The sequence below is a fragment of the Citrobacter sp. MGH100 genome, assembly GCF_001034465.1.
Lineage (GTDB): Bacteria > Pseudomonadota > Gammaproteobacteria > Enterobacterales > Enterobacteriaceae > Citrobacter > Citrobacter youngae.
The window spans coordinates 1,147,162-1,166,999 of sequence record NZ_KQ089800.1; the positions used below are offsets into that span (position 1 = coordinate 1,147,162).

Annotated in this window: 21 protein-coding genes; 5 read left to right on the forward strand and 16 right to left on the reverse strand. The window is 53.8% G+C overall.

The genetic code is table 11. The annotated features are described in order from the left end of the window. Nucleotides 1–78 precede the first annotated feature (78 nt). Nucleotides 79–219, reverse strand: coding sequence for a stationary-phase-induced ribosome-associated protein (gene sra / locus SK32_RS05405; RefSeq protein ID WP_005126806.1), 141 nt, complete (start codon nt 217–219; stop codon nt 79–81). 227 nt (nt 220–446) lie between these two features. Here sra and osmC point away from each other — a divergent pair, with 227 nt between their 5' ends. Beyond that, nucleotides 447–878: a peroxiredoxin OsmC gene (gene osmC / locus SK32_RS05410; RefSeq protein WP_048211652.1), complete on the forward strand. Its 432-nt coding sequence runs from the start codon at nt 447–449 to the stop codon at nt 876–878. Nucleotides 879–925: 47 nt separating this feature from the next. On the opposite strand, the gene SK32_RS05415 is transcribed toward osmC, so the two are convergent. The 6 genes from SK32_RS05415 to SK32_RS05440 are packed head-to-tail and all read right to left on the reverse strand — an operon-like array spanning nt 926 to nt 6,634. Next, the gene (locus SK32_RS05415; protein ID WP_048211653.1) at nt 926–1,696 is read right to left on the reverse strand and encodes a 3-hydroxybutyrate dehydrogenase; all 771 of its coding nucleotides are present in this window, start codon (nt 1,694–1,696) and stop codon (nt 926–928) included. Between the two features lie 11 nt (nt 1,697–1,707). Next, a complete protein-coding gene (locus SK32_RS05420) occupies nt 1,708–3,102 on the reverse strand; it encodes a GntP family permease (protein ID WP_197081310.1) in 1,395 nt (464 codons plus the stop codon). Nucleotides 3,103–3,139: 37 nt separating this feature from the next. Further along, nucleotides 3,140–4,063, reverse strand: coding sequence for a 3-hydroxyacyl-CoA dehydrogenase family protein (locus tag SK32_RS05425; RefSeq protein ID WP_048211655.1), 924 nt, complete (start codon nt 4,061–4,063; stop codon nt 3,140–3,142). Continuing rightward, the gene (locus SK32_RS05430) at nt 4,053–5,258 is read right to left on the reverse strand and encodes an acetyl-CoA C-acetyltransferase (protein ID WP_048211656.1); all 1,206 of its coding nucleotides are present in this window, start codon (nt 5,256–5,258) and stop codon (nt 4,053–4,055) included. The genes SK32_RS05425 and SK32_RS05430 overlap by 11 nt, the downstream gene beginning before the upstream one ends. A gap of 10 nt (nt 5,259–5,268) precedes the next feature. Beyond that, nucleotides 5,269–5,925, reverse strand: a complete 657-nt coding sequence (locus SK32_RS05435; RefSeq protein ID WP_048211657.1) for a CoA transferase subunit B — start codon at nt 5,923–5,925, stop codon at nt 5,269–5,271. Between the two features lies 1 nt (nt 5,926). Beyond that, nucleotides 5,927–6,634: a CoA transferase subunit A gene (locus tag SK32_RS05440; RefSeq protein WP_048211658.1), complete on the reverse strand. Its 708-nt coding sequence runs from the start codon at nt 6,632–6,634 to the stop codon at nt 5,927–5,929. Nucleotides 6,635–6,776: 142 nt separating this feature from the next. Between SK32_RS05440 and SK32_RS05445 the strand changes: the two genes are divergently transcribed. Beyond that, on the forward strand, nt 6,777–7,667 hold the full coding sequence (locus tag SK32_RS05445; RefSeq protein WP_048211659.1) for a LysR family transcriptional regulator: 891 nt from the start codon (nt 6,777–6,779) through the stop codon (nt 7,665–7,667). A gap of 10 nt (nt 7,668–7,677) precedes the next feature. Here SK32_RS05445 and SK32_RS05450 read toward each other — a convergent pair whose 3' ends face one another. Genes SK32_RS05450 through SK32_RS05480 form a run of 7 tightly spaced genes read right to left on the reverse strand, consistent with a single transcriptional unit; the run spans nt 7,678 to nt 14,601 of the window. Next, the gene (locus SK32_RS05450) at nt 7,678–8,619 is read right to left on the reverse strand and encodes an ABC transporter ATP-binding protein (protein ID WP_048211660.1); all 942 of its coding nucleotides are present in this window, start codon (nt 8,617–8,619) and stop codon (nt 7,678–7,680) included. After that, nucleotides 8,612–9,598 carry an ABC transporter ATP-binding protein gene (locus tag SK32_RS05455; protein ID WP_048211661.1) on the reverse strand — a complete coding sequence of 329 codons (987 nt, stop codon included), beginning with the start codon at nt 9,596–9,598 and terminating at the stop codon, nt 8,612–8,614. Before SK32_RS05455 ends, SK32_RS05450 begins: the two co-directional genes overlap by 8 nt. Next, complete coding sequence (gene ddpC, locus SK32_RS05460; RefSeq protein WP_048211662.1) at nt 9,595–10,491, reverse strand: D,D-dipeptide ABC transporter permease; 897 nt, start codon at nt 10,489–10,491, stop codon at nt 9,595–9,597. The genes SK32_RS05455 and ddpC overlap by 4 nt, the downstream gene beginning before the upstream one ends. After that, the gene (locus tag SK32_RS05465; RefSeq protein ID WP_048211663.1) at nt 10,488–11,510 is read right to left on the reverse strand and encodes an ABC transporter permease; all 1,023 of its coding nucleotides are present in this window, start codon (nt 11,508–11,510) and stop codon (nt 10,488–10,490) included. Before SK32_RS05465 ends, ddpC begins: the two co-directional genes overlap by 4 nt. Nucleotides 11,511–11,554: 44 nt before the next feature. Continuing rightward, the gene (locus tag SK32_RS05470; protein ID WP_048211664.1) at nt 11,555–13,117 is read right to left on the reverse strand and encodes an ABC transporter substrate-binding protein; all 1,563 of its coding nucleotides are present in this window, start codon (nt 13,115–13,117) and stop codon (nt 11,555–11,557) included. A gap of 15 nt (nt 13,118–13,132) precedes the next feature. Further along, nucleotides 13,133–13,720 carry a D-alanyl-D-alanine dipeptidase gene (ddpX, locus tag SK32_RS05475; protein ID WP_048211665.1) on the reverse strand — a complete coding sequence of 196 codons (588 nt, stop codon included), beginning with the start codon at nt 13,718–13,720 and terminating at the stop codon, nt 13,133–13,135. A gap of 14 nt (nt 13,721–13,734) precedes the next feature. Next, complete coding sequence (locus SK32_RS05480; protein ID WP_048211666.1) at nt 13,735–14,601, reverse strand: MurR/RpiR family transcriptional regulator; 867 nt, start codon at nt 14,599–14,601, stop codon at nt 13,735–13,737. A 399-nt stretch (nt 14,602–15,000) separates the two neighbouring features. Between SK32_RS05480 and hdeB the strand changes: the two genes are divergently transcribed. The 3 genes from hdeB (at nt 15,001) to SK32_RS05495 (ending at nt 18,035) form a co-directional block, all read left to right on the forward strand. Continuing rightward, the gene (hdeB, locus tag SK32_RS05485) at nt 15,001–15,330 is read left to right on the forward strand and encodes an acid-activated periplasmic chaperone HdeB (RefSeq protein ID WP_005122660.1); all 330 of its coding nucleotides are present in this window, start codon (nt 15,001–15,003) and stop codon (nt 15,328–15,330) included. Between the two features lie 155 nt (nt 15,331–15,485). Further along, nucleotides 15,486–17,429 (forward strand): methyl-accepting chemotaxis protein, encoded by a 1,944-nt coding sequence (locus tag SK32_RS05490; protein WP_048211667.1) that lies wholly within the window; start codon nt 15,486–15,488, stop codon nt 17,427–17,429. A gap of 87 nt (nt 17,430–17,516) precedes the next feature. Beyond that, entirely contained in the window at nt 17,517–18,035 is a 519-nt protein-coding gene (locus SK32_RS05495) for a hypothetical protein (RefSeq protein WP_048211668.1), read from the forward strand. Here the strand turns inward: SK32_RS05495 and SK32_RS05500 are convergent. Beyond that, nucleotides 18,032–19,399, reverse strand: coding sequence for a glycoside hydrolase family 10-like protein (locus SK32_RS05500; RefSeq protein ID WP_048211669.1), 1,368 nt, complete (start codon nt 19,397–19,399; stop codon nt 18,032–18,034). The two genes, SK32_RS05495 and SK32_RS05500, sit on opposite strands and share 4 nt — an antisense overlap. A gap of 12 nt (nt 19,400–19,411) precedes the next feature. After that, nucleotides 19,412–19,696, reverse strand: coding sequence for a VF530 family protein (locus SK32_RS05505; RefSeq protein WP_048211670.1), 285 nt, complete (start codon nt 19,694–19,696; stop codon nt 19,412–19,414). Nucleotides 19,697–19,838 lie beyond the last annotated feature (142 nt).

Genomic DNA, 19,838 nt, shown 5'->3' on the forward strand with positions numbered 1-19,838 from the left:
TTAAGGGGTTTTATAAGCAAAAACACCACTGCGGTTGCAATGGTGTTTATCTCGTTAATCAGTATGTCGTGCGGGAAACTATTTGCTGTCAGCGCGGCGTTTTCTTCCGGTAGGATTGTTGACCACGCTGGATTTGTCGCCTTCGGTCACGACTTTACGTTGATTGGAGATTTTGTGGTCCAGTCCAAGAATATGACGGGCCTGACGGTTCGATTTCATTCTAACTCCTTAATCCTGTTACTGGTTTCAAGGGCGAGCCCGCGTAAGAACGGACGAAATACAACCTGACAAAAAGCCGATGAGTAAACTAACGGCTCTCTGGATGGTCGGTCATTTTATCTGAAAGGTCAATGCTTAAGCAGGAAATGCAGAACTTTCCATTATGGTCATGCATTTTCCCATGAGGCCTATACTTGTTACTCCGATGACAACACAGGAGAGCGGTAATGACTATCCATAAGAAAGGTCAGGCCCACTGGGAAGGCGACATTAAACGCGGTAAAGGGACCGTGTCGACCGAAAGTGGCGTACTTAACCAGCAACCGTATGGATTTAATACACGTTTTGAAGGCGTCAAAGGCACTAACCCTGAAGAGTTGATTGGCGCAGCACATGCTGCCTGCTTCTCGATGGCACTGTCGTTGATGCTGGGCGAAGCAGGTTTTACGCCAGATGCCATTGATACGACTGCCGATGTTTCTCTGGATAAGGTGGATGCCGGTTTTGCTATCACCAAAGTGGCGTTACACAGCCAGGTGAGCGTTCCGGGGATAGACGCCGCTACGTTTGACGGCATTATTCAGAAAGCGAAAGCCGGATGCCCGGTGTCGCAGGTTCTGAAAGCGGAAATTACGCTGGATTATCAATTGAAATCTTAGTAATGGCGTGCCGGATGTGACCACGTCTTATCCGGCACCCGAGGGTATTACTGCGCCACCCAGCCGCCATCCATATTCCACGCTACGCCGCGCACCTGCGCTGCGCCGTCTGAGCACAGAAATAGCGCCAGCTCACCCAACTGTTCCGGCGTGACAAATTCGCGTGACGGCTGCTTTTCCGCCAGCAGAGCGTCACGCGCCGCAGCGGGCTCTGCACCATCAGCAATACGTTTGTCGATCTGCTGTTGGACCAACGGGGTCAACACCCAGCCGGGACACAGTGCATTGCAGGTGATTCCCGTCTGCGCGGTTTCAAGCGCAATGGTTTTGGTTAAACCCACCACGCCATGCTTCGCTGCCACATAAGCAGATTTGTCTTTTGAGGCCACCAGACCATGAACAGAGGCGATATTGATGATGCGTCCCCAGTTACGCGTACGCATGCCGGGAAGCGCCAGGCGCGTGGTATGAAAAACAGAAGAGAGGTTAATGGCGATAATCGCGTTCCACTTATCAACCGGAAAAGTCTCTACCGGTGAAACGTGCTGGATCCCGGCATTGTTGACCAGAATATCCACACCACCGAATTCGCTTTCGGCATAACGCATCATGTCGGCAATTTGCGCTTCATCGCTTAAGTCCGCACCATGATAGCCTGGCGTTTTGCCATATTGCGCAACGGCATCTTTGGCGGCATCGACATCACCAAATCCGTTAAGGATCAGCGTCGCGCCCGCCTGCGCCAGTACCTGCGCGATGCCTAATCCGATACCGCTGGTCGAGCCGGTAACCAGGGCAACTTTTCCCGTTAAGTTCATGATGATTCTCCTTAAACAATTCCGGTGGTGTAGAAAACGCCGATTACAAACAGCACGGCCAGGCTTTTGATTACGGTGATGGCAAAAATCCCGCCGTACGCCTGACGATGGCTGAGGCCGGTAATCGCCAGCAGGGTAATGACCGCGCCGTTATGTGGCAGAGTGTCCATGCCGCCGCTTGCCATCGATGCGACGCGGTGGAAGACTTCAAGTGGAATATTGGCGGCATGGGCAGCAGCAATGAACGTATCAGACATCGCCGCGAGCGCAATACTCATCCCGCCGGATGCCGAGCCGGTGATCCCGGCAAGCGTGGTAATGCTGATCGCTTCATTGAGCAACGGATCGGGAATGGCAGCCAGCGCTTTTGACAACACCAGAAACCCCGGCAGGGCGGCGATAACCGCGCCAAAACCGTATTCTGATGCGGTATTCATCGCGGCCAGGATAGCGCCGCCAACCGCCGTTCGGCTGCCTTCCGCCAGGCGACCTTTGATGTTGCGATAGCCGAACACCACCACCAGCAGGATCCCCGATATCAATGCCGCTTCTACCGCCCAAATAGCCGTAATTTTCCCCACTTCAGTGGTAATAGGTTTGGCAAGCCCCGGGAGTTCCAATTGATGCGTTGCGCCATACCACTGCGGGATCCAGCGGGTAAACAGCAGGTTAAACACACCGACCAGGATCAGCGGAGAAATAGCAATAATCGGGTTTGGCAGGTTAATGTTATCCGGCGTCTCCGGCTCGTTTAACAGCTCAGTGCCATAGCCTTCATTTTTAGCCTGCGCTTTCCGACGCTGGCGCTCGAGGTACATCAGGCCAACAAAGATAATAAAGAGCGAGCCAATCAGCCCCAGCCACGGCGCGGCCCAGGCGTTAGTCCCAAAGAAGCTGGTTGGAATGATGTTCTGGATCTGCGGCGTCCCTGGCAGGGCATCCATCGTGAAAGAGAATGCCCCCAGCGCCACGGTTGCCGGGATCAGGCGCTTCGGAATATTACTTTGACGGAACAGTTCAGCCGCGAACGGATACACCGCAAAGGCCACTACGAACAGCGACACACCGCCGTAGGTCAGGAGAGCACATACCAGCACAATCACCGGAATGGCGTGACGACGTCCGAGAATGTTGATGGCAGCAGCAACGATTGAACGGGAAAAACCGGATAACTCGATTAACTTGCCAAACACCGCTCCCAGCAGGAACACCGGGAAGTAAAGCTTTACAAAACCGACCATTTTTTCCATAAACAGACCGGTGAAGGCGGGGCCGACGGCGCTCGGTTCCGTAAGCAGAACAGCACCTAATGCCGCGATGGGGGCAAACAGGATAACGCTGTATCCGCGATAGGCTGCCAGCATCAGCAAGCCCAGCGCTGCCAGGGCGATTAATACACTCATCATGACTCCTTATTATTATAGTGGGGTACAGAAAGAGACGTTATGGCTTCAGGGCAAAGCGCAGTTGATGTTCACGGCGTTGCTGGATGTATTCCTTGCGCGAATCATCCCAGCGATAAAACCCCTGACCACTGCGCAAGCCGGTGTCGCCGTTGGCAACCTTGTCAGCAACAAGTGACATCATGTCGCTGCCGGTGGCCAGCTCCGGGAGCAGATGCCGACAAATATCCTGCACCGTAGACAGCCCGGTCATATCAGCCGCCTCCAGCGGACCGACCATCGCATAGCGACGCCCGAGGGAGGCGCGCATCACCTGATCCACCACTTCCGCGCTGGCGATCCCGCTTTTAACGATATGTAGCGCTTCACGCAGCAGTGCGAATTGCAAACGGTTACCGACAAACCCCGGTGCGGCGCGATCGAGCACCACCGCTTCCAGTTGCATCGAGAACAACAGACGTTGCAACTCGCTGAGATATTCCGGTTTCGTTGCTGAACCCGGCACAATTTCAACCAGCGGAATAAAGTGGGGGGGATGCCAGAAATGGGCGATCAGCAACCGTTCGGGGTGGGTGAGTTTTTCTGCCAGCGCATCCGGCGGCAGGCCACTGGTATTACTGGCGATCACCGCATCTGGGGCGATTAATGCTTCCAGTTGTGCATACAGTGCGTGTTTGAGCTCGAGTCGTTCCGGGATCGCTTCAATCAGTAATTGCGCGGTGGCGATATCCTGCAGCGAAGTCGTACCGTGCAAGCGACTCAGAACCGACGCTTTTTCCTCTGCGTGAAACTGGTCAGTCGCGATCAGCTCATCGAGAATGCTCCCGGCAACGGCGTTAATTTCAGCAATCCGGTCGCTATCGGTATCAAATAGCCAGATATTATGGCCAAAACGGGCAAAATGGGTGGCAATGCCGACGCCCATTAAACCCGCGCCCAGGACGCTAAAGTGATTATTTTGCATGCTGTTCTCCTGTTGAACGCTCTACCGCCAGCGCGACGCCCTGACCGCCGCCTACGCACAGCGTAGCCAGCCCTTTGGTCGCGTTACTGCGCGCCATTTCATGTAACAGGGTCACCAGAATGCGGCAGCCAGAGGCACCAATCGGATGACCCAGCGCAATCGCACCGCCGTTTACGTTCACCCGGTCGCTGTCCCAGTTCAGGGATTCGCCAACCGCCAGCGCCTGTGCGGCGAAGGCTTCGTTGGCTTCAATGAGATCGACATCATTCAACGTCCAGCCCGCTCGCTTCAGGCACTGGAGTGACGCCTCTACCGGCCCAATGCCCATAATGGCCGGGTCGACACCGGAAACGGCGTAACCCGCCACCCGGGCAAGAACCGGCAGCTTAAGTTCTGTTGCTTTGGCGGCGCTCATCAGCATCACCGCCGCCGCGCCGTCGTTGATTGATGAGGCGTTCCCGGCGGTCACTGTGCCATTACCAGGACGAAAAGCCGGTTTCAGTTGTGCCAGTTTCTCCGCCTGAGTATCCGGGCGCGATTGTTCATCACGCTCAACCAAACGTGGTGGTTTTTTCCCTTGTGGAACGCTGACCGGCGTGATTTCTGCATTGAATCGACCAGCTTCAATTGCCGCCGCGGCTTTCTGCTGAGACTGCAGCGCAAAGGCATCCTGCTGCTCGCGACTGATAACGAATTTATCCGCCAGATTTTCTGCAGTAATGCCCATGTGGTAGTCGTTAAACGCATCCCACAACCCGTCGTGTACCACGCTGTCTTTCAGACTGGCATGCCCCAGACGCAGACCCGAGCGTGCGCCGTCGAGAAAATAGGGCGCATTGCTCATGCTTTCCTGGCCTCCGGCAATGATGATGTCCGCATCACCGCAGCGGATAGCCTGCACCGCCTGTTGCACCGCTTTCAGACCTGAACCACATACCAGATTGATGGTTAGCGCAGGGACCGTCACCGGCAAGCCAGCCCGTAATGCTGTCTGTCTGGCCGGATTCTGGCCGCTGCCCGCCGTCAGAACCTGCCCCAGGATCACCTCGTCAATTTGCTCCGGCGCGACGGCGGTTTTTTCCAACAGAGAGCGGATCACCACTGCCCCCAGTTCCACGGCACTGAGCGGTGCCAGCGCCCCGTGGAAACTGCCAATGGGTGTGCGCGTTGCGGCGACAATAACAACATCCTGCATGGTCAGCTCCTCAGCTAAATTGCATTTCGGGGACGTTTTCGGGAACGATCAGCTTGCCGGCTGTTCTGGCGACAATCTCATCCACGCTGATGCCCGGCGCACGTTCGCGCAGAATGAACGCGCCATCGGCGATCTCCAGCAACGCCAGGTCGGTAAGCACGCGTTTAATGCAGGCCACGCCGGTTAATGGCAGGGTGCAGGCGGGGAGCAGCTTGGACTCACCGTTTTTGGACGCATGCGTCATCACCACAATGATGTTTTCAGCCCCGGCCACCAGGTCCATCGCGCCACCCATGCCTTTCACCATTTTTCCGGGGATCATCCATGAGGCGATATTGCCGTTAACATCCACTTCAAACGCGCCGAGCACCGTCAGGTCAACGTGACCGCCGCGGATCATGGCGAAAGATTGCGCCGAGTCGAAGATCGCCGCGCCTTTGCGCGCCGTCACGGTCTGTTTACCGGCGTTGATCATGTCAGCATCAATTTCGTCTTCGATCGGAAACGGGCCCATCCCCAGCAGACCGTTCTCCGACTGGAGCATCACGTCCATCCCATCGGGAATATAATTGGCCACTAAAGTTGGAATACCGATCCCAAGGTTGACGTAATAACCGTCGCGCAGTTCCCGGGCGACACGCATCGCCATTTGTTCACGTGTTAACATGTCAGGCTCCTTTCTGGCGCAGGGTGCGTTGTTCAATGCGTTTTTCAAACTGCCCCTGAATGATGCGGTTTACGAAAATTCCCGGGGTATGAATTGCGGCGGGGTCCAGCTCGCCGGGAGGGACAATTTCTTCGACTTCCACGACGGTAATACGCCCGGCGGCGGCCATCAGTGGATTAAAATTCTGTGCGGTGTGGCGATAAATAACGTTGCCGTACCAGTCGGCTTTCCAGCCTTTGACCAGCGCAAAATCACCGGTAATCGCCTGTTCCATAATGTAAGGACGGCCGTCAAATTCACGTACCTCTTTGCCTTCGGCGACGGGTGTACCGTATCCTGTGGCGGTGAAAAACGCCGGGATCCCTGCGCCGCCGGCACGTAACTGCTCAGCCAGCGTGCCCTGTGGGGTCAGAATGGCTTCCAGTTCACCGCTCAGTACCTGCTTTTCAAACAGCGCATTTTCGCCAACATAGGACGCTACCACTTTACGTACCTGACGTGTTTCCAGCAGCACACCGAGGCCAAAACCATCCACGCCGCAGTTGTTTGAAACGACGGTCAGTCCCTGAACCTCCCGACGGCGTACTTCGGCAATCAGGTTTTCAGGAATGCCGCATAAGCCAAAACCGCCCGCCAGCAGCGTCATATTGTCGGTCAGCCCTGCCAGCGCCTCTTGATACGTGGCGACACGTTTATCCAGTCCAGCCATACACTTGTCCCTCCAGTTGTCCTTGCCGACATCATTGGGGGTGAAAAATGATTTGTTAATTTTAAATTTGTGACTCACTCATTGGGTTTTTTTATCAATTTAATGTTAATTAAAGGTATTCAATAGGTTAAAGGAATGCGAAATGGGAATGAGCATCAAACAGTTACGCGCGTTTTTAGCGGTAGCTCACACTCTGAATTTTGCTCATGCCAGTGAAAGACTGAATATGTCGCAGCCCGCATTAAGCCTGGCGATTAAAGGACTTGAGGACTCGCTGGGCGGGGCGTTACTGTTGAGAACCACCCGCAAAGTGACCCTGACGCAGGAAGGAGAAACGCTGCTGAATATGGGGCGACAACTGCTGGCGGACTGGGAGAATACGGAAGAAGCAATGCGCCAGCGCTTTACACTGCAACGCGGTAAAATCTCCATTGCTGCCATGCCTTCGTTTGCGGCTAACGTCCTGCCACAGGTACTGAAAACCTTTCGGGATTGCTATTCCGGTATTAACGTGACGGTTCACGATGTGATCAATGAACACGTGATTGAAATGGTGAGTGAAGGGCGGGTGGAGATGGGGATCGCCTTCGAGCCTGATTATTCAGGGCAACTGCACTTCACGCCGCTCGGTGTCGATCGTTTTGTGGCGATCGTCCCGCCAACATCCAGGCTGGCGGGGCGAGAGCGTATTGCGTGGCGCGAACTGCTGACGCTGGATTTTATTACGCTGCAACGCCCATCTGCCGTGCGCCTGATGCTGGAAGAACAACTGGTGCAAAGCGGACATACGCTGGACGTGGCGCTGGAAAGCCATCAACTGGTGACCGTTGGCCGTATGGTGGCAAACGGATTAGGCGGCAGCGCAGTTCCCGCACTGTGTCGAACACAAATGACGGAACTTGGCGCAACCTGTATAGAGCTTGACGGTCCCGTGATCCAGCGGCGGATCGGGGTGCTGCGTTCGGCACACCATAAATTATCAACCGCGTCGGGAATGCTGGTGGACGCGCTGAAAAAGGCGTATCTCGCCTGAAAATGCGCAGTCAGCAGATGTCAATGGCCCGCCAACAACGAACTTCGCGTCCGGCTTCATTTTTCAGTAATGTCTGTTTTTTTTCACATCCGTGGGTTGCCAGCGGGCATCTGTCGCGGAAAAAACAACCTTGCGGTAGCGTCCTGTTGCCGGGGAGTTCGGTTTTACGCAGGACCAGGTCTTCAGCCAGCGGTGTACCCGTTTTAGGCACCGAATCCAGCAACAGACGGGTGTAAGGATGCGCCGGATGCGAGAGAACCTGTTGCGCATCGCCCAGCTCAACAATTTGCCCAAGGTACATCACCGCCACGCGGTCGCTCATATGCCGTACGACCGATACGTTATGCGATATCAGCACAAAAGTCAGATTCCGGCGTGCCTGCAATGCAACCAGCAGATTGAGGATTTGCGCCTGTACCGAAATATCCAGTGCCGACGTTGGCTCATCAAGGACGATCACATCCGGCTCCGATGACAGCGCGCGGGCGATGGCAATACGCTGACGCTGTCCGCCAGAAAAGGCATGCGGCAGGCGATCGAGGTATTCCGGACGAATCCCTACCTGGCGAGCCAAATCCTCGGCCAGGGCGCGGCGTTCGCGTTCAGGGCTACGCTTTTGGATCCATACCGGTTCAGTGATTATTCGCCATACCGGCAAGCGCGGATCCAGGGATGAAAGCGGGTCCTGAAAGACCATCTGCATACCGTTATGCTGTTTGCCACCGCCGCAAGAATAGTGCCCCTGGCTCGGTTTGAGCATCCCCATCAGCAGTTGTGCCAGCGTACTTTTACCGCAGCCGGATTCGCCAACAATCCCCAGCGTTTCCCCCTGGCGGATTTGTAAATCCAGACCGTTGAGTGCATGCACCCGCTCTGTTACTTTGCCGAGCCAGTTTTTTCGCGCGGGGAAGTTAATATGAACATCCTGCAGGTCCAGTAAAATATCAGACATGTGTCGTCTCCAGTTGTGGGTACCAGCAGGCGGATTGTTGATCCGCACCGCCCTGGCTGCATAAATCAGGTGTTTCTTCACAGCGAGGCCCCGCGGCAAAGCAGCGATCGCGGAACGCACATCCGACGGGTAAACAGGTTAAATTCGGTACGGTACCCGGAATCGCGGGGAGCAAAGCACGCGGTTCACCGTGCTCAGGCGCACACTTCAGGAGGCCAATAGAGTAGGGATGTGTGGGGTGCTGAATAACGGTTTGCGTCGGGCCGCTTTCAATCACGCTCCCGGCATACATAACGTATAACCGGTCACACAATTGCGAGACGACGGCCATATCATGGCTGATAAACAACACGGCGGTACCGCTGGCCCGCGCTTTACGCTTCAGTAAGCGCAGCACCTGAAGCTGTACCGTGACATCCAGCGCGGTGGTGGGTTCATCGGCAATGATCAGGTCTGGCTCACAGGAAAACGCGAGCGCAATCATCACGCGCTGACGCATCCCCCCAGAAAGCTCAAACGGGAAGCGGGACATTACTTCCGGGGCATCCGGGATTTGCATTTCTTCCAGTAACGCAATGGCTTTCTGCCGGGCATCCGTGCGGCTCAATGCCTGATGGTGACGGATGACCTCCACCATTTGCTGGCCGATTCGTCGTGTTGGATTCAACGCCGTCATCGGCTCCTGGAAAATCATCGCCACGCGCTGGCCGCGCCACTGGCGCATTTGTTTTTCGCTGGCAGTTAAAACATCTTCACCCAACAGCGTAACGCGCCCCTGATGGATACGATAGCTTCCTTCGGGTAACAGACGCATGGCGAGCATGGCCGTGACGGATTTCCCTGAGCCAGACTCACCAACCACGCCGACAATTTCACCCCGGTTGATATGCAGCGACACATGATTCAGCGCATGCACATCCGCTTTATAACCGGGGAAGCTCAGATGTAAATTCTCGATCTCCAGGACAGGTTGTGTCATGAGTGTTTTCCTCCGGCTTTCGGATCCAGCAGATCGCGAATACCATCACCAAAGAGATTAAAGCCCACGGCGGTAATCAGAATGGCGGCACCAGGAAATGCGCAATACCACCACTGGTCAAGCACGTAGTTTCTACCAATCGCCACCATTGCGCCCCATTCAGCGCTGGGTTGTTGGGCGCCGAGGCCAATAAATCCGAGCGTGGCGGCCATCAGGATCGCACTGCCAATATCCAGTGATGCCTGCACAATCAGCGGGGGAAGTGAATTGCGTAAAATATGCCAGCTGATCAGATGCCAGCGTGATGCGCCATAGGTTCGCGCGGCCTGTACATAAGTAAACTGACGAACGACCAACGTTTGACCGCGGGCGAGGCGTACATAGAAAGGAATACGCACAATCGCAATCGCCAGCATGGCGTTGAACAGGCTTGGCCCTAATGCAGCGGCCAGTGCCATTGTCAGTACCAGCGAAGGAATGGACAGCATAACATCCATCATACGCATGATGATCGCATCGGCACGTCCGCCCATCACGCCAGACAGGCATCCCAACAGCGAGCCCAGCCCGCCAGCGATACCCACCACCACCAGACCGGCGACAATTGACTGCTGACTTCCGACCAGGACGCGGCTGAACAGATCACGACCCACTTCATCGGTGCCAAACCAGTGGCTGGCCGACGGTGGCAACAGGCGAGCGGTCAGATCGATGGCGTTAGGATCGTAAGGGGTGATCCACGGAGAGAGCACCATTAACAGTAGCATCAGTACAATAATAACGCCGCCAATCAGCGTCAGCGGGCTGCTTTTCATCATCCAGAACAATTTGGCCCAGTCCGTGCGACGGCGGGCGGTCTGCGGGGCCGCTGGCGTTTCTTGTGTGAGCATCATTGTGCGCCTCCACGTCCAATTCGAGGATCTACCCACAGATAGAGCAAATCCACCACCAGGTTAACCAGCACATAGGCGAAGGAGACCACCACGGCAAATCCCATCACGGCCGGGAAATCAAGCGCCTGAATGGAGGTCACAACCCAGGCGCCCATGCCCGGCCAGGCAAAGACCGTTTCGGTCAGTACCGCGCCATAGAGCAGATCGCCCAGGGCCAGACCCAGCACGGTTATTGACGGAATCAACGCATTCGGCAGTGCATAACACAAAATGATGTACCAACCCGGTAAACCACTGGCACGCGCGGTGCGGATATAATCTTCGCCCAGTTGTTCCAGCATGGCGGAGCGAATCTGTCGGGCAACGATCCCTAAGTGCACAAAGGCCAGCGTCAGCGACGGCAGGATCAGGTGCTGCAGCGCATTGAAAAAGACCTCGGCGTTGCCTTCCAGTAGCGCATCAACCAGATAGAAACCGGTGACATGCGTGGGGGGATCGAGCCAGTCATCAAGCCGTCCGCCGCCGGGTAAAATCTGCAAATGGCCATAAAACAGCACGATAACGCCGAGGCCCAACCAGAATGCCGGGGTCGAAATACCGGTGATCGCCATCAGGCGGACGAGGTGGTCAAGCCAACGGTTGCGCCAGACAGCAGACAGAATACCCAGCGGGATACCGATGATCAGCGCCAGCAGCAGAGAGCAGAAGGCCAATTCAAGAGTGGCAGGGAAGAATACGCGCAGTTCATCCAGCACCGGACGGCCGGAGCGAATGGATGTGCCTAAATCACCCTGAAAAATATCGCTGACGTAACGGAAAAACTGAATATACAACGGCTGATTCAGTCCCAGCTGTTGGCGAATATTTTCGACAATTTCATCACTGGCGCGATCGCCGGCCAGCAGCCGTGCAGGGTTGCCCGGGATCAGGTGTGAAATAATAAAAGTGATTACACAGACACCGGCAACCACCAGGATAAGTCCCCAGCATCGCTGGCGTAAAATGCTCCAGAAGGTCATTGGCTTCCCCTTGCGGAGCCAAATCGGCTCCGCATTAATGTGGTTTATTTACTCATGGTGGCGATATTGAAGACCTGTTCCAGCATGGGGTTGAAGACAAAACCTTTGACGTCTTTATTCATCGCCAGCTGGTAGTTTTTCTGGAATAAATAGACGTAAGCCGCTTCATCAATGACGATGGTTTGCGCCTGCTGGTAATCATTGGTTCTGGCGACCTGGTCGGTGGTGGCCAGCGCGCTGCGCAGCAACTTATCGACCTCACTGTTTTCATAGAATGAACGGTTACCCGGCAAGCCTTTCTTATCCGACTCGAACCAGTAGTTCATGAACATGTACGGGTCAGCAAAGTCCGGGCTCCAGTTACCGATGGCAATGTCATAGTCACCTTTACCGACGCGATCGCGCATGGTGGCATTCGCCAGTTTTTCCAGTTTCACCTTAATACCTAACTTGCCGAGGCTGGCCTGAGTGGAGAGCGCAATTGGCTCCCAGTTAGGATCGTTATCGGAATACAGGAAGCTCAGGGTTTCGGGTTTGTTGGCAACGTTACCTAATGCTTCTTTTGCTTTCGCTTCATCAAAGCTGTACTGCATGGCCTTGTCATCAAAACCCCACATCCCCTCAGGAATGGGGCCACGCATCTGCTTGCCGTTACCGCTGAGGATCCCATTTACCATGCCTTTATAATCGGTGGCCCACGAGATGGCGCGGCGCAAATCCACCTGATTGAGCGGCGCTTTACTGTTATTCAGATACAGATAGGTGACGCGCAACGAGGGATAATCCGCCACGTTGACTTTACCTTCCTGTTTTAAGGCAGCAAGCTGGTCAACAGGAAGCGCATCGGCAATGTCGATATCGCCACGGGACAGTTGCAAACGACGGGAAGCGCTTTCTCCGATGATCTTGACCGATACGCGTTTAAACGTGGGTTTAGGGCCGGAATAATGTGGGTTGGGTACCAGTACCAGTTGTTGTCCTTTTTGCCAGCTCTTCAACATGAAGGGACCAGACCCGGCCGTATTTTGTGCCAGAAATCCACGGGCATCATCAGCGGCATGCTCTTTTAAGATCGCCGGGTTGATAATTGAGGCACCGTCATTTGCCAGCGTATATAAGAACGGCGCGAATGGTTGGCTAAGGGTAAATTTCACCGTGTTGTTGTCGATGGCATCAACTTTCAGATCTTTCGGAAATGCCTCAGCCGGCCCTTGACCGATCTTGAGCAAGCGCTCAAAAGATTGTTTTACTGCATCAGCGGTCACTGGCGTGCCGTCGGCGAATTTTGCATCGCTTTTCAGGGTAAAGATCCATTCTTTTTGGTCATCAGACGCTTTCCAGCCGCTGGCCAAATCACCTTCAACTTCCGTGGAACCTTTGCCGCCCTCTGTTTTGTACTGAACCAAACGCTGATATGAGGGATAGGTCACCGTCCAGTCGTTGTTATCGATTGTTACAGCGGGGTCGAGCGTTTGTGGATCGGCGGCTTTACCGATAACCAGCATATCTTTAGGGACGGCGGCCTGTGCGGCAGGCAAAGCGACCGCCAGCGCAACGGCTAACAGAGCGGGGCGAAAAAACGAGGTTAACGCAGGTGTAGTCTTCATAACCAGGCTCCAGAATTAAAGGGGATGTTGTGTTGTTATAGACGTGACAGTGTAACAAGATATTTGATCGTCCAGCAGCGGGTAACGCGCGGCATTTGGCAGTTCGAAATGCCACCACTCGCTGTTGATGCCGACAAAACCGCCGCCGAACATGATGGCATTGAGCAGCAGTCGATTACGCTGCGCAGCCGGAGGAACTGAAGGGTGCCAGGCATGGGAACGGTCATGCATTTCATCAAAACCAGCCCCCATATCGAGCACATTACCGCGAGCATCCATCAGCGTGACGTCAATGGCCGTACCCCGGCTGTGATTCGAACCGATCGCCACATCCACCACATACTGCGGATCCGGACAGGCATTCCACAGTATCGCCTGCGCCTGCTGTGGGCGGTAGGCGTCATACACCACCAATGACAAACCCGCCAACTGCGCGATGCTGATGCTTTTAGCCAGTGCTGTGACGGCCTCGGAATGCAGCAGGCAGCGCGCTTCCTGGTAGATGGGCGCACCGGTAATGTTATCGGCTGTAGCGTATTTCAGGTCGATATGCAGTGACGGGAAAATCACCGACAAATCGACCAGTTCTGGGGTATCTGACATAGCACGTTTCCTGTTTATTGTTCGAATTGACCAAATTGTTGTTGTAACTGGCGGTTAGTTTGCAGGCGTCCCGCGAGGGAGTCGCCCAGTTGCGCCACCACCGCGGAGAGTAATAAGTTGAACAGGCAACTTACCGGAGCAAGTGAATCCCAGAAGTGCCCGGTATCCGTTTTCACCTGAAGTAAATCAATGGCATAGTCTCTGGCCCAGGGGCACCATACATCCGTGATTAACGCGAGAGGAATGCCGCGCTCACTGGCAACGCGGCAATATTGTCGGGATGTCGCCGAGTAAGCGCGCGTATCGGTGATCACGACATAAGGTTGATTAAATCCCGAGTTCAGCGACTCAACCCAGCTACCGGAAAGCCCTTCGGAGTAACTCACTTTCGGGCGCAGATATTCCAGATGGCTAAAAAAGGCGTTAGCGATCCCGCGGGTGGACTGGATCCCAAGGATATAAACGGCTTCTGCCTGCGCCAATTGCTGCGCAATACGTAAAAATGTCTCGCTTTGCGCCAGTTGGTAGACGTGGGTGATAGCGTCAATCTCCAGCAACAGCGACTGTTGTGCGCGGTCAGGTAGATTTTGCTGCTGGTGCCAGGAGTCCAGGCGCTCGTTCATTCCCCAGGGCTGATAGGGAATAGCCGGTATTTCACGCAGGCTGGCTTTCGCATCTTCCAGGTTACGAAACCCGAGTTTACGCAGGTAGCGCCCGACGGTAATGCCACTGGTTCCTGCTGCTTTCGCGATGCCGTCTGCCGTTTCAAAAGGGATCTGTGCAGCGTGCGCTAACAACCAACCGGCAACGCGCTTTTCGCTGGGCGTTAGCTGGCTAAAGGTCCTTTCTATGCGGGCAAATAACTCAGGTTTTGATGTCATTACCATCTCGCTGTTAGTTGTTTGTCAGATACCGCGTCACTGTTACCGGATTAACAATGCAGGACGCGTGCCAGGTCGGCGACAGCGCTGCGTCGGGGTTCTTTGTTAAAAAATATCAATTTTCATTAACTAATGATCAACATTTGTGCAGCGTAGTTCAGTTTTGGTGCAACGGTAGGGTAAGTGAGGGATGAATCTGCTGATTTCGTCGTAACGATCACATTGTGTGCAACATTTCTTATCAGACATCAGAATCAGTAATGTGAAATATAAATTTCAGCCATATCGATGGCCGTAATCTTTATTCCTATGACGGTGGGAGTATTATTTTTTGCGAACTACATTAACGGTTTAAAGCGCAAGTGTAGATATTATCTGGATTATAAATGGAGTACTACAATGAATAAATTCTCCCTTTCTACAGCAGGCATCCTGGTCGCAGCGCTGTTAACCAGTGTAAGCGTCAATGCAGCAACTGATAACGCTAAAACTGAAGTCACTCCGAAAGGCATGAGCTGCCAGGAGTTTATTGATTTGAACCCGCAAACTATGGCTCCAGTTGCTTTCTGGGTACTGAATGAAGACGAAGACTTCAAAGGCGGCGACTTCGTTGACTATAACGAAACCATCACTACAGCTGTGCCTCTGACCGTTGAACTTTGCAAAAAACATCCGCAAAGTGAATTAAGTAAAATAAAAGAAGAAATCAAAAAAGAATTATCTAAATAAGATTAGCGATGTATTAAAACCCAGCCTGAGTGCTGGGTTTTGCTATATGTGACAACGTCACTTATTTATTTCGTAATACTTAAGAAAACGTTATAAAGATATAAACTCCTGTGCCGATACTGGGTAAAAGTTAGCCTTTTGCAGAAGGAGTTTGTATGGCCTGGTATCCTACTCGTATTTCAACGCGGTTAACCATTGGCGGCATCCTGCTGCTTGCGGTGACCACCCTTGTTATTGTTGCAATTATGCTCTGGCGTGGTCAGCCACGCGTCGTCGAAATCAATACCGCTCTGATAGAAGAAACAGGGCAAGGTTTAACCCGTCAACTGAGTACTGTGCTATCCCGAATCGAGGGCGAAACCGTCAGTCTGTCACGACTGGCCGAAGTACTGCCTAATGATGAGTCTTTGTATCAAAGCGTGGTTCCACACCTGATTGGCGAAGGCAGCCACTCAATTATTACCGGCGGCGGGATCTGGCCAGAGCCAAACGCGTTTACCCCGGGAGTAGATAAACGTAGCTTTTTCTGGGCGCGCAATGCTGAGGGCAAGCTTGATTTTTCGAATGATTATAATGCCGAAGGATCTGCCGGTTATCACAATGAAAGTTGGTATCAGCATGCCAAAGGTCACTCACAGAACAGTTGCCTGTGGTCTGATGTTTACCAGGATGCCAGTTCCGGCGTGAACATGGTGACGTGCAGTATTCCGTATCAATTAGCCGGCAAGTTTGCCGGTGTGGCCACCACCGATATTCGTCTGGATAACGTAGCGACCTTTATGCAGCAGCAAGGCAACAGCACCGGCGGCTACGCATTTGTGGTTGATAAACAGGGGCAGATCCTCTATTTCCCCCAGGCCGATCAGACAAAATACAAAACCTTTAGCGATCTGGCGCAAAGCGCACACTGGCTGGCTCCGGTAGAAGCCGGGCTGAAATCGCTGCGCGCGACTGATGGCGTGAAAACCATCACGCTGGAAAGCGATAACGTACTGAATGCTCCGTCACGCGTAATGTTGTTCCCGATGGCTGATACTGGCTGGGTCGTAGGGCTGGTGACACCGGAAACGCGCATCGTTGGCCTCGCCAAAGTCATGATGCAGGATGTGCTGGAAGTGCTGATCCCGATTATGACCGTGTTGCTGGTAGGATCATGGCTGGTGGTGCGTCGCTTGATCTCTCGTCTCGATGATACACGTCGCGCACTCGATGATATCGCACAGGGTGAAGGCGATCTTACCCGACGTCTGGATGTTAGAGGTAAAGATGAGATTTCAGATATCGCGGAAGCCTTTAACCTGTTCGTCGATAAAATTTCCGCCATTCTGATCACCGTCAGAAGCAGTAGCGTGGTGGTAGCCAATAACGCCGTCAGCCTGGCCGACAGTAACATGGAGCTTTCTTCACGGGTAACTCAGCAGGCGGCTGCGCTGGAAGAGAGCTCGGCCGCGATGGAACAATTAAATGCGACCGTTCATCAAAATGCGAGCAACACGCAACTGGCAGATGAACTTTCCGACAACACTGCGCAAACGGCGAATCGCTGTGGCGACGTGATGCAAGGTGTGATCTCGACAATGGATAACGTCAGTGCCTCGTCCGGTAGAATGGTGGAAATTGTAGCCGTCATCGACAGTATTGCATTCCAGACCAATATCCTGGCGCTGAACGCCGCCGTTGAAGCCGCCAGAGCAGGGGATGCAGGCAGAGGATTTGCGGTTGTTGCCTCTGAAGTTCGTACCCTGGCACAGCGCAGTGCCACTGCAGCCCAGGAAATCAAAGCGTTGATTGATGAGTCCGTTTCGCATGTTGGCAGCAGCAGCCAGCAAATCCACAATGCAGGTGAGCGCCTGGAAGAGCTGGTCAACAACGTGCGTCAGGTTAGCCAACTGATGGGGGAAATCCGTGTCGCGGGTGACGAGCAACGTAAGGGCGTTTCCGAAGTCACGCTCGCCGTCACCGAAATGGACAGCACCGTGCAGCAAAACGCATCGTTGATTGATGATGCCGCCACGCGAACCCAGGTACTGAAAGAAGAGGCGGAACAATTAGCGCTACTGGTTTCCTCCTTCAAATTGCCGGAGCCTTCAGCGGCCTGACCCCCACGTAAAGTATCCGGGGGCATCGTCTGCACCCGGATAACTCCAGGCTACACTTAACGTAGTTAACACGTCGGGAGCCGGAGTATGGCTGAGTTTGTCGTAGCGATGCTGGTGCACACACCAGTGTGGGTGTATGTCTTGTTGGTCTTCCTGTTATTTCGGGGGATTAAAGCCAGGATACCCGCTACCGTTACGCTGGAAAAGCTGGCACTGATCCCGGCGCTCTTTCTTTTTTGGGATATTTACGATTTAGTCACTTACCGCGATCAGTCCATCAGTACGTATCTGCAGTGGATGGTTGGTATTATTAGCGGCGCGATAGTGGGCTATATGTTGATAAACCCCAGTCGTCTGACACGCAGTAGCGCACCACGCAGCATTCATCGCCCGGCAGATTACTCTGCATTACCGTTCATGATGTTGGCCTTTGGCATCAAATATGTACAAGGTGTATTGAATGCTATCGCTCCCGATATTTTACGCCAGCCGGTAATGAGCGCGTTGGCAATTATTACCGGTGGCGTGCTCGCCGGGGTGTTTATCGGGAAATTTATCCGCTACGTCAGCGTTTATCTCCGGTCACCAGCCCCCGGCAATACTTAGCGTCCCCAACGGTCACGAATATAGGTCACGGCTTCCTGGGTTTGCGGTTGGTTAAGATAGTCCTCTCGAAACAAGATAGTGCCATTAATATTCGGTTCGGACTCGTTCAGATCGAGTTGTTTTTTAAGCTCCGGCACACCGCCTTGTATCGTCCAGTCCGGTTCTTTTCGCGACGGCTCACCCACTTTATACAGCGCCACGCCAATATACAGGCGGGTATTGGTGGATTTCACCACGCCAGCCCACCATTTTGCCAGTACATCATAACGCGCCGCATCACGGGCGAAAGGCCAGTACAGCTGTGGTGCGATGTAATCCAACAGACCTAATTGCACCCAGCGCCGGGTATCGGCATACGATTCATCATACGCTGCCGCACCACGGGTGTCGGAGCCTGCCGGATCGTGGGAGCGATTACGCCACACGCCTGCAGGACTGACGCCAAACTCCACGTCAGGCTTAAGCTTTTTGATGGTCTGTGAAACCTGTTCGATCAGCCGTTGCGTGTTATGACGTCGCCAGTCCGCTTTTGAATCAAAACCCTGGCCATACCGTCTGAAAGTCTGGCTGTCGTTAAGCGCCGAACCCGGCGATTCGGTATAGAAGTAGTCGTCAAACTGCACGCCATCCACCGGATAATTCTCAACGACTTCCGCCACGATGCTGGTTATCCAGTCGCGCACGTCAGGAATACCCGGGTCCAGTACAAAACGGTCACCCGATGTACGGATCCAGTCCCGATGCAGAACATAAACGCTGGACGGGTTCTGCGACAGCGTGCGGTTTAATTCTGCGACCGTTGAAGGCTTCGTATTGACGGAGACACGGTAGGGGTTAAACCAGGCATGAACTTTCATCCCGCGTTTGTGCACCTCATCGAGCATAAATTGCAACGGATCGTAACCAGGATCCTGGCCAATGGTGCCGGTCAGAGTGTCTGACCAGGGGAGAATTTTGGATTGCCACAGCGCAGTGCCGTCCGGTTTCACCTGGAAAAAAACGGTATTGATCCCAAGACGTTTCAGATTATCCAGCTTATCCGTCAGCGCTTTTTGCTGCTGGCTGATGCGGATGGCGGGCGAACTGATGTTTACGGATGAGACTGGCGGCCAGTCCAGACGGGAAACCGTTGCCAGCCAGATACCACGAACCGGTTCTTTGCTCTGTTGCGGCGTTGTGACCGGGGGGTGAGGGTTAACCTTCGGCCCTGGCGGTTGTGAAGAGCAACTGCCAAGTAACAGCATACTGCCAACCAGTGCAGCGAACCATTTCACGTTGGTTAGCGGTAGCGAGTTGCGGGAACGGGCGAGCAGAGTCGCCAGTTTTTTCTGATAATGACCTGAAAAAAAACCGGATGCTGACATCGAATTTTGCTCTTATTTTTTCTTGTTGCGGCTGTTAGCCCAGGGATCAATAGCAGGAGCAGTGGGTTCTGGTGCAACGTCATACAGAGAATCAAGATACAGTGCTTCAACTTCTGCTCGCGCCCACGGCGTACGACGCAGAAACTTCAAACTGGATTTAACGCTCGGTTCATTTTTAAAACAGTTAATGTTTATCCGTTGGCCAAGTTCAGCCCAACCATAACGATTAACCAGGGCATTGACCTGCATTTCAAGCGTCACGCCATGTAAGGGGTCTTTAGAAATGTGAGCATTCATATGAAGTCCAGTTCGGTGGTTCCAGATTTTGTCAGTTGCACGAGCGCAAGGTTACAAGAAAGCAAGGCGACCAGCAATGGTATAAACTGGCATAGCACGGTGAATGAGTACCAGGCCAGCAATGTGCGCGCAGTACTTGAAA

Coding starts and splice junctions, on each gene's coding strand:
- sra (WP_005126806.1), bottom strand. CDS start 219: ATGAAATCGAACCGTCAGGCCCGTCATATTCTTGGACTGGACCACAAA.
- osmC (WP_048211652.1), top strand. CDS start 447: ATGACTATCCATAAGAAAGGTCAGGCCCACTGGGAAGGCGACATTAAA.
- SK32_RS05415 (WP_048211653.1), bottom strand. CDS start 1,696: ATGAACTTAACGGGAAAAGTTGCCCTGGTTACCGGCTCGACCAGCGGT.
- SK32_RS05420 (WP_197081310.1), bottom strand. CDS start 3,102: ATGATGAGTGTATTAATCGCCCTGGCAGCGCTGGGCTTGCTGATGCTG.
- SK32_RS05425 (WP_048211655.1), bottom strand. CDS start 4,063: ATGCAAAATAATCACTTTAGCGTCCTGGGCGCGGGTTTAATGGGCGTC.
- SK32_RS05430 (WP_048211656.1), bottom strand. CDS start 5,258: ATGCAGGATGTTGTTATTGTCGCCGCAACGCGCACACCCATTGGCAGT.
- SK32_RS05435 (WP_048211657.1), bottom strand. CDS start 5,925: ATGTTAACACGTGAACAAATGGCGATGCGTGTCGCCCGGGAACTGCGC.
- SK32_RS05440 (WP_048211658.1), bottom strand. CDS start 6,634: ATGGCTGGACTGGATAAACGTGTCGCCACGTATCAAGAGGCGCTGGCA.
- SK32_RS05445 (WP_048211659.1), top strand. CDS start 6,777: ATGGGAATGAGCATCAAACAGTTACGCGCGTTTTTAGCGGTAGCTCAC.
- SK32_RS05450 (WP_048211660.1), bottom strand. CDS start 8,619: ATGTCTGATATTTTACTGGACCTGCAGGATGTTCATATTAACTTCCCC.
- SK32_RS05455 (WP_048211661.1), bottom strand. CDS start 9,598: ATGACACAACCTGTCCTGGAGATCGAGAATTTACATCTGAGCTTCCCC.
- ddpC (WP_048211662.1), bottom strand. CDS start 10,491: ATGATGCTCACACAAGAAACGCCAGCGGCCCCGCAGACCGCCCGCCGT.
- SK32_RS05465 (WP_048211663.1), bottom strand. CDS start 11,510: ATGACCTTCTGGAGCATTTTACGCCAGCGATGCTGGGGACTTATCCTG.
- SK32_RS05470 (WP_048211664.1), bottom strand. CDS start 13,117: ATGAAGACTACACCTGCGTTAACCTCGTTTTTTCGCCCCGCTCTGTTA.
- ddpX (WP_048211665.1), bottom strand. CDS start 13,720: ATGTCAGATACCCCAGAACTGGTCGATTTGTCGGTGATTTTCCCGTCA.
- SK32_RS05480 (WP_048211666.1), bottom strand. CDS start 14,601: ATGACATCAAAACCTGAGTTATTTGCCCGCATAGAAAGGACCTTTAGC.
- hdeB (WP_005122660.1), top strand. CDS start 15,001: ATGAATAAATTCTCCCTTTCTACAGCAGGCATCCTGGTCGCAGCGCTG.
- SK32_RS05490 (WP_048211667.1), top strand. CDS start 15,486: ATGGCCTGGTATCCTACTCGTATTTCAACGCGGTTAACCATTGGCGGC.
- SK32_RS05495 (WP_048211668.1), top strand. CDS start 17,517: ATGGCTGAGTTTGTCGTAGCGATGCTGGTGCACACACCAGTGTGGGTG.
- SK32_RS05500 (WP_048211669.1), bottom strand. CDS start 19,399: ATGTCAGCATCCGGTTTTTTTTCAGGTCATTATCAGAAAAAACTGGCG.
- SK32_RS05505 (WP_048211670.1), bottom strand. CDS start 19,696: ATGAATGCTCACATTTCTAAAGACCCCTTACATGGCGTGACGCTTGAA.